This is a genomic window from Actinoplanes sp. NPDC051861 (genome assembly GCF_040681145.1).
Lineage (GTDB): Bacteria > Actinomycetota > Actinomycetes > Mycobacteriales > Micromonosporaceae > Actinoplanes.
In genome coordinates this window covers 475,021-487,285 of the sequence record NZ_JBFAYE010000003.1, presented here as the reverse complement: position 1 = coordinate 487,285, position 12,265 = coordinate 475,021, and the positions used below count along the sequence as shown (strand labels likewise).

The 12,265-nt window shown below is 71.6% G+C and carries 11 protein-coding genes; 4 read left to right on the top strand and 7 right to left on the bottom strand.

Features of this window, described 5'->3' with window-relative positions:
* Positions 1-10: 10 nt before the first annotated feature.
* Genes AB0M02_RS13040 through AB0M02_RS13030 form a run of 3 tightly spaced genes read right to left on the bottom strand, consistent with a single transcriptional unit; the run spans position 11 to position 1,805 of the window.
* A complete protein-coding gene (locus AB0M02_RS13040) occupies positions 11-550 on the bottom strand; it encodes a DUF4240 domain-containing protein (protein WP_364225445.1) in 540 nt (179 codons plus the stop codon).
* Positions 540-1,073, bottom strand: coding sequence for a GNAT family protein (locus tag AB0M02_RS13035; protein ID WP_364225442.1), 534 nt, complete (start codon positions 1,071-1,073; stop codon positions 540-542). The genes AB0M02_RS13040 and AB0M02_RS13035 overlap by 11 nt, the downstream gene beginning before the upstream one ends.
* 12 nt (positions 1,074-1,085) lie before the next feature.
* Positions 1,086-1,805: a protein phosphatase 2C domain-containing protein gene (locus AB0M02_RS13030; RefSeq protein WP_364225439.1), complete on the bottom strand. Its 720-nt coding sequence runs from the start codon at positions 1,803-1,805 to the stop codon at positions 1,086-1,088.
* A gap of 177 nt (positions 1,806-1,982) precedes the next feature.
* Here AB0M02_RS13030 and AB0M02_RS13025 point away from each other — a divergent pair, with 177 nt between their 5' ends.
* Positions 1,983-4,445, top strand: coding sequence for a Tex family protein (locus AB0M02_RS13025; protein ID WP_364225437.1), 2,463 nt, complete (start codon positions 1,983-1,985; stop codon positions 4,443-4,445).
* 43 nt (positions 4,446-4,488) lie between these two features.
* Here AB0M02_RS13025 and AB0M02_RS13020 read toward each other — a convergent pair whose 3' ends face one another.
* Positions 4,489-6,276 (bottom strand): protein kinase, encoded by a 1,788-nt coding sequence (locus AB0M02_RS13020; RefSeq protein WP_364225434.1) that lies wholly within the window; start codon positions 6,274-6,276, stop codon positions 4,489-4,491.
* A 293-nt stretch (positions 6,277-6,569) separates the two neighbouring features.
* On the opposite strand from AB0M02_RS13020, the gene AB0M02_RS13015 reads away from it, so the two are divergent.
* Positions 6,570-6,821: a PspC domain-containing protein gene (locus AB0M02_RS13015; protein ID WP_364225432.1), complete on the top strand. Its 252-nt coding sequence runs from the start codon at positions 6,570-6,572 to the stop codon at positions 6,819-6,821.
* 69 nt (positions 6,822-6,890) lie between these two features.
* Positions 6,891-7,454 carry a DJ-1/PfpI family protein gene (locus tag AB0M02_RS13010; protein ID WP_364225429.1) on the top strand — a complete coding sequence of 188 codons (564 nt, stop codon included), beginning with the start codon at positions 6,891-6,893 and terminating at the stop codon, positions 7,452-7,454.
* Between the two features lie 9 nt (positions 7,455-7,463).
* Here AB0M02_RS13010 and AB0M02_RS13005 read toward each other — a convergent pair whose 3' ends face one another.
* The 3 genes from AB0M02_RS13005 to AB0M02_RS12995 are packed head-to-tail and all read right to left on the bottom strand — an operon-like array spanning position 7,464 to position 11,075.
* Positions 7,464-8,006, bottom strand: a complete 543-nt coding sequence (locus AB0M02_RS13005; protein ID WP_364225426.1) for a redoxin domain-containing protein — start codon at positions 8,004-8,006, stop codon at positions 7,464-7,466.
* 10 nt (positions 8,007-8,016) lie between these two features.
* Complete coding sequence (locus tag AB0M02_RS13000) at positions 8,017-9,492, bottom strand: NADH-ubiquinone oxidoreductase-F iron-sulfur binding region domain-containing protein (protein ID WP_364225423.1); 1,476 nt, start codon at positions 9,490-9,492, stop codon at positions 8,017-8,019.
* A complete protein-coding gene (locus AB0M02_RS12995) occupies positions 9,489-11,075 on the bottom strand; it encodes a translation initiation factor III (protein WP_364225421.1) in 1,587 nt (528 codons plus the stop codon). Before AB0M02_RS12995 ends, AB0M02_RS13000 begins: the two co-directional genes overlap by 4 nt.
* A gap of 370 nt (positions 11,076-11,445) precedes the next feature.
* Between AB0M02_RS12995 and AB0M02_RS12990 the strand changes: the two genes are divergently transcribed.
* The gene (locus tag AB0M02_RS12990; RefSeq protein ID WP_364225419.1) at positions 11,446-12,240 is read left to right on the top strand and encodes a hypothetical protein; all 795 of its coding nucleotides are present in this window, start codon (positions 11,446-11,448) and stop codon (positions 12,238-12,240) included.
* Positions 12,241-12,265 lie beyond the last annotated feature (25 nt).

Here is a 12,265-nt window from a genome sequence, read left to right as displayed (position 1 = left end):
GAACCGGCGGCTATCCCCGGCGGTGCGGAAACAGGGCGCTCAGCCGGGGATAGCTGTATTCGCGGCTCCAGTCCGGATGCAGCGGGTCCGACCTGATGTAGACGCCGCGCTCCTCGAGCACGTCGAAGATCTCCTCACCGTCCGGGTAGGCGGAGCGGGCCACGTAGGCGAGCGACTCCCACTCCGGCCACTCCTCGTCCTCCCACGTGCCGTAGGGCCGGGTGGCGAGGTGCTGCACCGCCGGCAGCGTGACCAGCTCGTCCGGGTCCGCCGCCACACGCTCGAACGCCTCCCGGCCCTGCCCGATCAGCCAGCACTGGAAGTACCAGAACCCGTCCGTCGAGCACCCGTCGATCATCACGTCGGCGGCGGTCCACATCCGCGCGCCGTCGATCCGGTCGCGCAGCTCCTGCAGGCGCGCGTCGAAGTCCTCGATGTGCACCCGGTCGAGCCGCCCCAGCACCCCGGTCAGCCACTGCGTGCGGCCGTCCTTGGTGTCGCGCTCGCGCCCGCTGCGCTCGATCAGCCGCCAGAACCCGTCAAGATCCACTGAGCCACTCCTCGGCGAGCAGGCCGTAGATCAGGTCGTCGGTCCACTCACCCTTGATGAACGTCTGCTGCCGCAGATGCCCCTCACGCGTGAACCCGAGGCGCTCCATCAGGGCCGCCGACGGCTTGTTCCGCGCATCGCACTCGCCCGTCACCTTGTGCAGCCCACGCAGGCGGAACAAGCGGTCCAGGACGGCCGTCACGGCCTCCGTCGCAAAACCCCTTCTCTGGTACGCGGACGCGAGCGTGAACCCGATCTCCGCCTGCTGAAGGTTCTCATGCGTCCGCACCGCCACGTCCCCGATGAGCCGGCCCTCCTCGACCAGCTCGATCGCGTACTGGAACCACCCGGGCGCATCCGGCGAACTCGCCGCGAAATTCCGCACGGCCACCTCCGCCTTCGCCATCGGAAACGGCGCGTCCCACGACTGATACCGCGCAACCTCCGGCTCCGACCGATACTCCGCCAGCACCGCCGCATCGGAAGCCCAGAACCGCCGCAACACCAGCCGCTCGGTCCCCATCAACACGGCCGGTCAGGCCTCGACGACGTCGGCGACGATGACGGTCACGTTGTCGGGGGCGCCGTTCTCCAGGGTGCGGTTCACCAGTTCGGCGGCGCAGGACTTGCGGTCGGCCACCTCGCCAAGGGTGCGGGCGATCACCTCGTCCTCGACGTAATCGGACAGGCCGTCGCTGCACAGCAGGTATCGGTCGCCGAGCCGCGCCGGGATCATGCGGCCCGCCGGGCGGAACGGGCCGCCCTGCACCGCCTGGGTGACCAGGGCGCGCTGCGGGTGGCGGCGGGCGTCGTCGGGGGTGAGCACGCCCTGGTCGACGAGCGCCTGCACGTACGTGTCGTCGCGGGTGAGCTGGGTGAACTCGCCGTCGCGCAGCAGGTAGCAGCGGGAGTCGCCGACGTTGAGGGCCGCCAGCCGGTCGCCGGAGAGCAGCAGGGCTGTCACCGTCGTACCCATGCCGTCGCGGGCGTCGTCGTCGGCGACCGCGGCCTCGATGCGCTGGTTGGCGGTCTCCAGGGCGCTGATCAGATCCTGCAGCGGCTCGCCGTTGTCCGGTGCCGTGTCGACCGTGCTGAGGGTCTGCACCAGGATGTCGCTCGCCAGCTCACCGGCCGGCAGCCCGCCCATGCCGTCCGCCACCACGAACAGTCGATTACCCACGAAGACCGCGTCCTCGTTGTTGGACCGGACCAGGCCCTGATCAGTGGCGGCGACCGCCCGGACAGCAAGCGTCATGTGACAAGAGTGCCAAAGGCCCATTCGGTTGTCTCTAGTACCTCCTACGTAGTGCCGTTTGAGGGCTACCGGCAGAATGGTGGGTCGCGCTCCCCACGGCCCGGCGGGCACATCACATCCGGGCCGCTCTGCGGGGCGGCGCGACAAGCCGCGGCCGCCTCGGTAACAATCGACGTCGTGACGACAGCAATCCATCAGCGCATCGCCTCTGAGCTCGGGGTCCGCGAAGGGCAGGTCACCGCCGCCGTCGATCTGCTCGACGGCGGGGCCACCGTGCCGTTCATCGCCCGCTACCGCAAGGAGGTGACCGGCATGCTCGACGACGCCCAGCTGCGCACCCTCGAGGAGCGCCTGGGCTACCTGCGGGAGCTGGAGGAGCGTCGCGCCGCGGTGCTGGAGTCGATCCGGTCCCAGGGCAAGCTCGACGACGCGCTCGAACAGCAGATCCTCGAAGCCGACACGAAGGCGCGGCTGGAGGACATCTACCTGCCCTACAAGCCGAAGCGGCGAACCAAGGCCCAGATCGCCCGTGAGGCCGGTCTGGAGCCGCTCGCTGATCAACTCCTGGGTGACCCGTCGCTGGACCCGCGTGCGGCCGCTGAGGGCTTCGTGGACGCCGACAGGGGCGTCGCGGACCCCACGGCCGCGCTGGACGGGGCACGGGCGATCCTGATCGAGCGGTTCGCCGAGGACGCCGACCTGATCGGCGAGCTGCGCGAGCAGATGTGGACCCGGGGCCGCCTGGTCGCCAAGGTCCGCGACGGCAAGCAGAACGACGGGGCCAAGTTCGCCGACTACTTCGACTTCGCCGAGCCGTACTCGAAACTGCCCTCGCACCGCATCCTCGCCATGCTCCGCGGTGAGAAGGAGGACGTCCTCGAGCTCACCATGGAGCCGCACCCCGAGGAGGACGAGGGGTACTTCGAGGGCCGCATCGCCGGGCGCAACGGTGTCAGCAACCAGGGCCGCCCCGGCGACAAGTGGCTGACCGACACGGTCCGCTGGGCGTGGCGCACCCGGATCCTCATCCACCTCGGCGCCGACCTGCGGGTCCGGCTGCGCGAGGCGGCCGAGGACGAGGCGGTACGCGTGTTCGCCGCCAACCTGCGCGACCTGCTGCTGGCCGCGCCCGCCGGCACCCGCACCACGATGGGCCTGGACCCCGGTTTCCGTACCGGTGTGAAGGTGGCCGTGGTGGACGCGACCGGCAAGGTGGTGGCCACCGACACGATCTACCCGCACGTGCCACAGAACAAGTGGGACGAGTCGATCCACCGTCTCGCCGCGCTCGCCTCGGTGCACAACGTCGAGCTGATCGCGATCGGCAACGGCACCGCGTCCCGCGAGACCGACCGGCTCGCCACCGAGCTGATCAAGCGGCACCCGGACGCGAAGCTGACCAAGGTGATGGTCTCCGAGGCGGGCGCGTCGGTCTACTCGGCCTCCGCGTACGCGTCGCAGGAGCTGCCCGGCATGGACGTCTCGCTGCGCGGGGCGGTCTCCATCGCCCGCCGCCTGCAGGACCCCCTCGCCGAGCTCGTGAAGATCGACCCGAAGTCGATCGGCGTCGGGCAGTACCAGCACGACATCTCCGAGGTGAAGCTGGCCCGTTCGCTGGACGCCGTGGTCGAGGACTGCGTGAACGGCGTCGGTGTCGACGTCAACACCGCCTCGGCGCCGCTGCTGACCCGGGTCTCGGGCATCACCGCCGGTCTGGCCGAGAACATCGTGCTGCACCGTGACGAGAACGGCCCGTTCCGGAACCGCCAGGAGATCAAGAAGGTGGCGCGGCTGGGCCCGAAGGCGTTCGAGCAGTGCGCCGGCTTCCTGCGGATCCGTGACGGCGAGGACCCGCTCGACTTCTCCAGCGTGCACCCCGAGTCGTACACGCTGGTCCGCACGATCGCCGCGGACGCCGGCTCGGACGTCAAGACGATGATCGGCAACAGCCCGCTGCTGCGCGGCATCCGGCCGGACCGGTTCGTCACCGACACGGTCGGCCTGCCGACGATCACCGACATCCTCAAGGAGCTGGAGAAGCCGGGCCGTGACCCGCGGCCGGCGTTCACCACGGCCACGTTCGCCGAGGGCGTCGAGAAGATCGCCCACCTGAAGCCGGGCATGATCCTGGAGGGCGTGGTCACGAACGTGGCGGCGTTCGGCGCGTTCGTCGACATCGGCGTGCACCAGGACGGGCTCGTGCACGTCTCGGCGCTGTCCGAGAAGTTCGTGCAGGACCCGCGCGAGGTGGTCAAGTCCGGTGACGTGGTGAAGGTGCGCGTGCTGGAGGTCGACGAGAACCGCAAGCGGATCTCGCTCTCGATGCGCCTGTCCGACGAGCCCAAGCGCGGCGACCGCAACCGGGACGGCCAGGGCGGCCAGCGCGGCGGTCAAGGTGGCCAGGGCGGCCAAGGCGGCCAGCGCGGTGGCCAGGGCGGTCAAGGTGGCCAGCGCGGTGGCCAGGGCGGTCAAGGTGGCCAGGGCGGCCAGCGCGGCGGTCAGGGTGGCCGTGGCGGCCAGGGCGGTCAGCGCCAGCCGCGGCAGCAGGGCGGCGGCCAGCGAGGCGGCCAGGGCGGCGGCAGCATCGGCAACAGCGCGATGGCTGACGCCCTGCGCCGAGCGGGCCTGACCCGCGACTGAGGAGAAAAAGCGGCGGCCCGGGCGGAAACGCCCGGGCCGGACGTCAGAGCGTCCAGATCTTGAGGTCGGTGAAGGCCGCCGAGTACGGCCCCTGCTTGGCCGCGTCCCGCTCGCAGAACACGCCGAGCAGCACCCGCCCGGACTTGATCTTCTCCTCGGTGAGCGCCGCCATCCCCACCACGGAGTCACCGCGCGAGACCCGCACCGTGTCGCCCTCGACCGTCAGGCCGATCCGGGTCACCTCGCCGAGCGGGATCGGCGCGTCCACCAGCGGCAGCGTCTGCAACACGGTGATCTTGCCGGACGCGTAGTGCACGCCGACGTAGATGTTGCGCTCGCAGACACGTACCTGATAACCGCCGACCGTCCCGGTGTTGCGGAACCAGATCGCCGCGCAACTGTTCGGCGTGAGCAGCTTGACGCCGACCTCGGCACGCAGGTCGTCGGCCAGCTCGTCCTGCGGGCCCTTGCACTTGTAGGTGCCCTCGGTGTCGCGGCGGGCCACCAGCCCGTCCTCGAAGAAGCAGGCACCCTGGCCCGGCAGTTCCGCCGCGCGCCACAGGAACTCGCGGACGAGCGGGTCGGCCATCCGCGGCGGATCGGTGGGCTCCGACGGCGTGGCCGCGGACGACGGCGCGGCGATCGGTGTCGCGCTGCCGCCGGGCGGGCGCAGCGACAGGGCGAGCATCACGGCACCGGCCACCACCGCCACGATCAGGAACGCCACGGCGCCGGGCAGCACCCAGCGGCGCGCCGACGGCTCGGCCGGCTCCAGCTCGGGCAGGTCGCCGGGCGGCGCCGAGATGGGGATCGTGACGATCGAGTTCTCGTCGTAGCCGATCAGGCCGGGCGGGATGTCCAGCGCCGGGGTGGTCTCGGTGACGGCCGGGGCGGGCTCCACCGCGTACCCCGTCACGGCCTGCGCCTCGACCGCCGCCGCACGCAGCGCGGGCTGGTCGGCGAGGGCCGCCGCGGTGGCCGCCGGCCGGTCGCCGGAGATCAGCAGGTCGAGCAGTTCCCGCGCGCTGGGCCGGTTGGCCGGGTCCTTCTCCAGCGCGTGCGCCACCAGGTCGCGCAGCGGCGCGCTCAGCCCGTCGAGCTTCGGCGGCTGGGTGAGGATGCGCGCCGCGGTGGCCGGCGGCGAGTCGGCGCTGAACGGGGTGGTGCCGGTACCCGCGTACGCCACCACGCCGCCCCAGGCGAACACGTCGGCGGCCGGGGTCACCGGCATCTCCGGATCCGAGCCGAACCGCTCGGGCGCCATGTACGCCACCGTGCCGACCATCTGGTCGGTACGCGTGTTGCCGCTGGTCGCCTCCATGGCCCGGGCGATCCCGAAGTCGATCACCTTGGGGCTGCCCGGCGCGAGCAGCACGTTGCGGGGCTTGAGGTCGCGGTGGATGACCCCGGCACCGTGGATCGCGGTGAGCGCGGTGGCCACCCCGATCGCCACGCCGTGCAGGTTCGACTTGGTCAGCGGCCCGCGCTGCTCGACCACCTCGGCCAGGGTCGGGCCGTCCACGTACTCCACGACTAGGTAGGGGTGCTCGTGGTCGGGGTCGGCGTCGATGACCTCGGCGGTGCAGAACGGCGGCACCTGCCGGGCCCGGTTCACCTCGCTGCGGAACCGGCGGCGGAACTCGTCGTCGTGGGCCAGGTCGGCACGCACCATCTTGACCGCGACCAGCACGCCGCCGCCGGTCCGCGCGAGATAGACCGTGCCCATCCCGCCCTCGCCGAGGCGCCCCACCAGCTCGTAGTCGCCGAGGGCGCGCGGGTCGCGCGGGCGCAGTGGCTGCGTCCGCTCACCCGGCAATGTGCCATCGACCATGCTCGTGCCCCCCGGCGGCCCCCACGGCGGGCCCTGTTCTCCTCGCCGCTGGCACTGTATAGGGCGTTGTCTCTGCCCGAACAGGCCAGGTGGCGGAACCCGACACCCTCCGCGAGGTCACCATGATCGCGGCGGTCCCGAATGCTAACCCACGGCCTCCCGGTAACCCCCGAGGCCGAATCCAGGGGTCGGGTCCGGGGGTCGCCGGATACCGGCGGAGGCCACCGCGGATCACCATTGAGTCACCGGTTCCTCACCGCGAGGGACTCAGTGAAGCGAAAGCGAGACCCACCATGAACGCCGTGCACGACTCGATGGCCCGCCAGGGCCTGGTCCGCCCGCAGGACGGCCGGATGATCGCCGGCGTGTGCGCGGGCCTCGGGCGCCGATTCGGCATCGACCCGTGGATCGCCCGGATGCTCTTCGTGCTCATCCTGTTCGTCATCCCGGGCAGCCAGATCCTGATCTACCCGCTGCTCTGGATCCTGATGCCGGCCGAGAAGCCGGACTGGGCGACGGCGACCACCCCGCCGACCACGTTCTGATGTTTGACGTACGGTAGCCATCCGGACACGATGGGCGATGATGCCCATCGTGACCCACCGGAGGCGACCATGACCAGGATCCTGCTCCTGACCGGCGACGCGGCCGAGGACCTGGAGGTGATGTACCCGTACCAGCGGTTGCTGGAGGAGGGGTACGAGGTGCACATCGCCGCACCGGCCGCCAAGAAGCTGCAGTTCGTGGTGCACGACTTCGTCGACGGGTTCGACACCTACACCGAGAAGCCAGGGCACACCTGGCCGGCCGACCTGGCCTTCGCCGACGTGGACCCGGCCGGGTACGCCGCCCTCGTCCTGCCCGGCGGCCGGGCACCCGAGTACATCCGCAACGACGAGGACTGCCTGCGGATCGTGCGGCACTTCTTCGAAGCTGACAAGCCGGTCGCCGCCCTCTGCCACGGCCCGCTGGTGCTGGCCGCCGCGGGGGTGCTCGACGGGCGCACCGTCTCGGCGTACCCCGCCTGCGCGGTCGACGTGCGCCGGGCCGGAGCCACGTTCGCCGACAGCGAGGCGCAGGTGGACGGAGTCCTGGTGACCGGGCGCGCGTGGCCGGACCACCCGGGCTGGATGCGCGAGTTCCTCAACGTGCTGCGCGCCAAGGCGCCGACCGGGTGAGCCGCCCGGTCAGGCGGTGATCTCCTTGACCCGCTTGTTGAGCTCGAGGTCGTCGAGGTAGCCGCGGTAGACGATGGTGCCCTCCGGGTCGATCAGCACGTACCAGCTCTGCTGCGCGATCCCGAACCGCTGCCAGATCTTGCCGGGCGTGTCGGCCAGGTGGGGCACCTTCTCCACTTCCAGGTCGCGGACGAACTCGTGCATCGCGTCGGTGGTGCCGAGACCGCCGACGCCGAGGATGCCCAGGCGGTCGGCGTACTCGTCATAGATGTCACCCACCGATTGCGCCTCGCTCGCGCACGTGGCGCACCAGGGCGCCCAGAACCAGAGCAGGGCCGGCTTGCCGGCCAGCGAGGCCGCGTCGAACGCGGCCCCGTCCAGCGTCTTGCCGGTGAAGGTGAGCGCCACCGGCGTGGTGCGGGTCGAGGACGACGGCGCCGGAGCGGCCGCTGACGACGGTTGGTGCAGCGTCGTGCATCCGCTCACCGCTATCGCGGCGGCAAGAAACAAACCCCACAGCAGAGGTACGCGTACCGCCCGCCCGTTCGTCATCGGCCTCGGCTCACTTCGTCGTCGTCGGTTCGGTCAGTCGCAGTGCCAGCGCCGGGCAGACGTTGACCGCCTTGCGGGCGCCGTTCTCCAGCCACGGCGGCAGCGGCGTCTGGGGGAACGCCGGGAAGCCGTTCTGGTCGAGGCGGATGATCTCGGGGGCGACCGCCGAGCACAGCCCGTGCCCGTCGCACCGCGACCAGTCCAGGGCCAGCTTCCGCGCGCCCTTCTCCGCCGTGTACGGCAGCGGCAGGATGCCGCGTACCTGCTTGCCGCAGCCCTCGCCGTTGGCGTGCGCCTCCACGTCGGCGTGGAAGACCTCCATCGCCGACAGCGCGAACCGGGAGGTGCCGTCCGGGTGGCTGCACGCCCCCCGGCCCTTCACCATGCCGGCCGCCTGCCGCACGCTCTCCAGCGCGCTGCCGCCGAGCGACACCAGGGTGACCGCCCGGGCCAGGTCGGGCAGGCCCATCCGGCACGGGCCGCACTGGCCGGCCGACTCGCCGGCCAGGTACTGCACGACCTGGGCGACCTCGCCGAGCGGGCAGGTCTTGGAGCCGATCGGGATCAGCATGCCGGCGCCGAGCGTGCCGCCGACCTTGGCGAAGCCCTTCCGCGAGATCGTGATGGTCTTCGCGGCCTCGGCGGTGACCCACTTGCCGTGGTAGCCGCCGACGAGCAGGCCGGGGCCGAGGTCGGCCCCGCACATCTCCAGCACCTCCATGAGCGGGGTGCCGCTGGGCGCCTCCACCACCGCCGGAGCGGTGGCCGAGCCGCCGACGGTCAGCATGACCGTGCCCGGCTCCTCCGGGATGCCGACCGAGTTGTACTCCCACGGCCCGAGCCGCGCGGCGATCGCCAGCTGGGAGAACGTCTCGGCGTTCGACAGCAGGGTGGGCAGGCCCATCACGCCGTTGTCGCTGGAGCGGACCTTGCGGCCGGGCGGGATGTGCGCCTCGCCGTTGATGCCGCGGACCAGCGCGCCGCCCTCACCGGAGATGAACCGGTGCGGCACCGTGACGATCCGGGTCGGGCAGGGCATCTTGCGCTCGGCCAGCGCCGCGGTGATCGAACTGAGGCCGACACCGTCGTCGGCGACACCGATGACGATCTCCTCGGCGTCCAGCGCCGCGGCGGCCAGTGCCGCGCCGTCCAGGATCAGGTGCGGTCCCCGGGTGAGGACCGCCTTGTCCTTCCACGACGGCGGCTCACCCTCGGTGCCGTTGACCACGATGACCGGGGGCAGCTCCTGCCGGCGGCAGGAGTCGATCACCGCGCGCACCTTGCGGGCGAACGGGAAGCCTGCGCCGCCACGGCCGCGCAGCTCGATCCGGTCCGCCAGCCCGACCAGCTCGCCCGAGGTCAGCGCGGCGAACCCGCCGTGCACCTCCTGATGGGCGACCAGGTCGAGGCGGCCGTACTCGTCGAAGCCCGCCGTGATGCGTGGCGTGCCGATCGCCGTGACGGGTGGAACCTGTGCCGTACTCAATTCGTTTCACCGCGCAACTGGGAGAAATAGGCCTCGTCCTCGTCCGCCCGGCCGCGGGCCCGGCGGCCGCCGCCGCGGGGCTCGTAGTCCGGCTCGGGCGCGCGCCGGGAACGGCGCGGTGCGGCGTCGACCAGGGTGGGGCTGTCGTCGTAGCCGTCGGCGGAGAGGTCCACGAACTGGCTGCGGCCGCCGCGCCGGCGGGGCGGCTCCTCCTCGTACCGGCCGCGCGGCGGGGGTGCGTCGTCGTAGCCGTCGTCGGCGCGGCGCCCACGCGGGGCGTCGTCGTACTCGGCCTCACGGCGGCGCGAGCGCGGGGGCGGCGGCTCGTCGTCGGCGTACCGGCGCATGCGGGTGCCGGTGGACTCCGGGTCGTCACGGCGCATGCGGGTGCCGGTGGACTCGAGGTCGTCACGGCGCATGCGGGTGCCGGTGGTCTCGCGCGGGTCCGGCTCGTCGTCGTCGAACCGGCGGCCGCGGCGCGGGCCGGCGTCGTAGATCTCCTGGGAACGGCTGCTCCGGGAGCGCGGAGCGGGCTCCTCCTCGTACCGGTAGCGCTCCTCCTCGATGGCACGCCGCGAGATCGCCCGGGTGGACGTGTCGTAGCGGTCGTCGTCCTCGGCGGCGCGGCGCTGCCGAGGCGCCGGAGCGGGCGCGTAGTCGTCCTCCGGAGCCATCGCGGGCGGGCGGGGCGCCGGGGCGGGGCTGACCGGGCGCGCCGCCGGGACCCAGGTGTCGGGTGCCGCCGGGGCCATCAGGTCCGCCTGCGGCTCCGGGGCGCGGCGCGAGGACCGGCGGATCGGCGCGGCGCTGGTGGGCACCAGCTTGCCGATCTCGTTCGGCTTGGCGCCACCGACACCGGCCGGTGAGGCGAAGTCCTTCTTGCGGTTCAGGCTGACCGACAGCCGCACGGCGAGGCCGATCAGCACGCCGAGCACGCAGACGACGTAGCTGACGGTGACCCAGGTCGCGGCCGGGCGGCCGGCCGAGAGACCGTGCATCAGGGCGAGCGGCCACATCAGGTACGACACGGCGTGGATGCTGCGCCACATCCACGGCTTGCCCATCCCGATGAACCGGGACCGGGCGATACCGGTCCACATCACCAGCACCATGACCCAGGCGGAGATGGTGCCGAGGCCGACGTAGACCTTGTTCAGTCCCGGGTACAGGAACGGGACGACGATGTCGATGAACCCGATGTGGTCCTCGGCGAACTTCGTCCAGACGTGCACGAACAGCGCCGAGACCGCGATCAGGCCGGTGGTGCGGTGGCCGGACTGCAGCAGCACCCGCTGACGGATCGAGAGCACCAGCCGGTCGGTCGCGACCAGGCCGATCATGATCGTTATCGAGAGCGACACCAGGCTGATGACGCCCATGTAGTACTCGGCGTAGATGAAGAAGTAGTAGTACGCGACACGGCCAGGCTTCGTCATCATCGCCACGGCCCAGAGAGCGGCCACGACGCACAGGACGAGCAGTAGTACTGCGGATGCCGGCGCCGAACGTGTTCCGGTGGATTCGACGTCGACAGCCACCGGCCTGGGGGCGGCGGCTCGCTGGTTGTTCTTCGACCGGGCCATTGACTCCTCGTTTTCCTTGGTGCGGTCACGTCCCGTGGGCGGTGGGACGCCGGTGTCCGTGGGGAACACCCCGCGCTCAAGCTCTGCCGAACGCATTCTGTGGCCCTGCTATCCCCTGCCGCGCCACAGTCCGCGTCCACCCCGGATTACGAAGGTGGCCCGGGATCGGATGAACGCCGTCGAAACTTTTTGCGTAGCGGCGCGGCTACTTTTGGCAATGAGCCTCTGACCTGCGTAAACAACGGAACGTGGGCATCCCTAAGGAAGATTTAAAGTGCGTCGGGGGGTGATGCGGAGCACCGGGTGAACCATTCGGCCCCCGCCGGCGAACTATGTAGTGCAGGTCCATGCCTGGATGAGGGGGATCGTCATGCGTCGTCGCACGACCGCACTGACCGGTGCCGTGCTGACCGGCCTGACCGCTGCGGTGGGCCCGGGGTGGGCCGCGCCGGCCGCCGCGGACGAGCCGGGCTTCAGCGTCACCGTCGACGCTCCGGCGAAGTTCACCGCCGGTGGCAACGCGAAGTCCGTGACCGCCGTCGTCACCTCGCAGAACCGCCAGTGCCGCAAGGTGCGGTGGGCGCTGCTGGTGCACACCGCGATCAACCCGGACCAGCTAAAGGTGACCCGGATCGAGGAGGAGCGCGCGTTCCCGGTGCAGACGCGTACCGAGGGTGTCACCACGCGCATCGTCGACGAGCGGGTCGACCCGGGGACGCTGTGCCGTGGGCGGACCGTGACGGGCCGCTGGCAGATCGAGTTCGACGGCCCGGACGCGGACGACGTGCAGTTCGAGGCGCAGGCGTTCGACGTACGCGACCGGCTGCTCAGCACCGGCGGAGCCGCCACCGAGGTGACCGGCGGTGACCGCCCCGAGCCGACCGGGGAGCCCTCCGCGGAGCCGTCGGAGGGCGCCGGCGCGGTGGCGCCGGAGGGGAACGCGGGTGCCGCGCCGCCGGCCGGCGCGGGCGACGCGGACGAGGTCGACGCCGCCCTGGCCGCCGAGGAGACCTCCCTGCTGGGTCCCGGGCTGATCGTCGGCGGTGTCTTCGTCTTCCTCGGCCTGCTCATGCTGCTGCGCATCCGCTCGCGCGCCCGCGCCGCCCGCCGCCGGGAGGAGATGATTCCGACCGGCTTCTACACGATGCCCGGATCGCCCCGGTAACTTTCCCGACTCAACCGGTCCCCGC

What these genes read in the sequence shown, in the direction of transcription:
- AB0M02_RS12995 (WP_364225421.1), bottom strand. Translation starts at nt 11,075, where the DNA reads ATGGCCCGGTCGAAGAACAACCAGCGAGCCGCCGCCCCCAGGCCGGTG.
- AB0M02_RS13020 (WP_364225434.1), bottom strand. Translation starts at nt 6,276, where the DNA reads ATGGTCGATGGCACATTGCCGGGTGAGCGGACGCAGCCACTGCGCCCG.
- AB0M02_RS12990 (WP_364225419.1), top strand. Translation starts at nt 11,446, where the DNA reads ATGCGTCGTCGCACGACCGCACTGACCGGTGCCGTGCTGACCGGCCTG.
- AB0M02_RS13035 (WP_364225442.1), bottom strand. Translation starts at nt 1,073, where the DNA reads ATGGGGACCGAGCGGCTGGTGTTGCGGCGGTTCTGGGCTTCCGATGCG.
- AB0M02_RS13030 (WP_364225439.1), bottom strand. Translation starts at nt 1,805, where the DNA reads ATGACGCTTGCTGTCCGGGCGGTCGCCGCCACTGATCAGGGCCTGGTC.
- AB0M02_RS13010 (WP_364225429.1), top strand. Translation starts at nt 6,891, where the DNA reads ATGACCAGGATCCTGCTCCTGACCGGCGACGCGGCCGAGGACCTGGAG.
- AB0M02_RS13015 (WP_364225432.1), top strand. Translation starts at nt 6,570, where the DNA reads ATGAACGCCGTGCACGACTCGATGGCCCGCCAGGGCCTGGTCCGCCCG.
- AB0M02_RS13005 (WP_364225426.1), bottom strand. Translation starts at nt 8,006, where the DNA reads ATGACGAACGGGCGGGCGGTACGCGTACCTCTGCTGTGGGGTTTGTTT.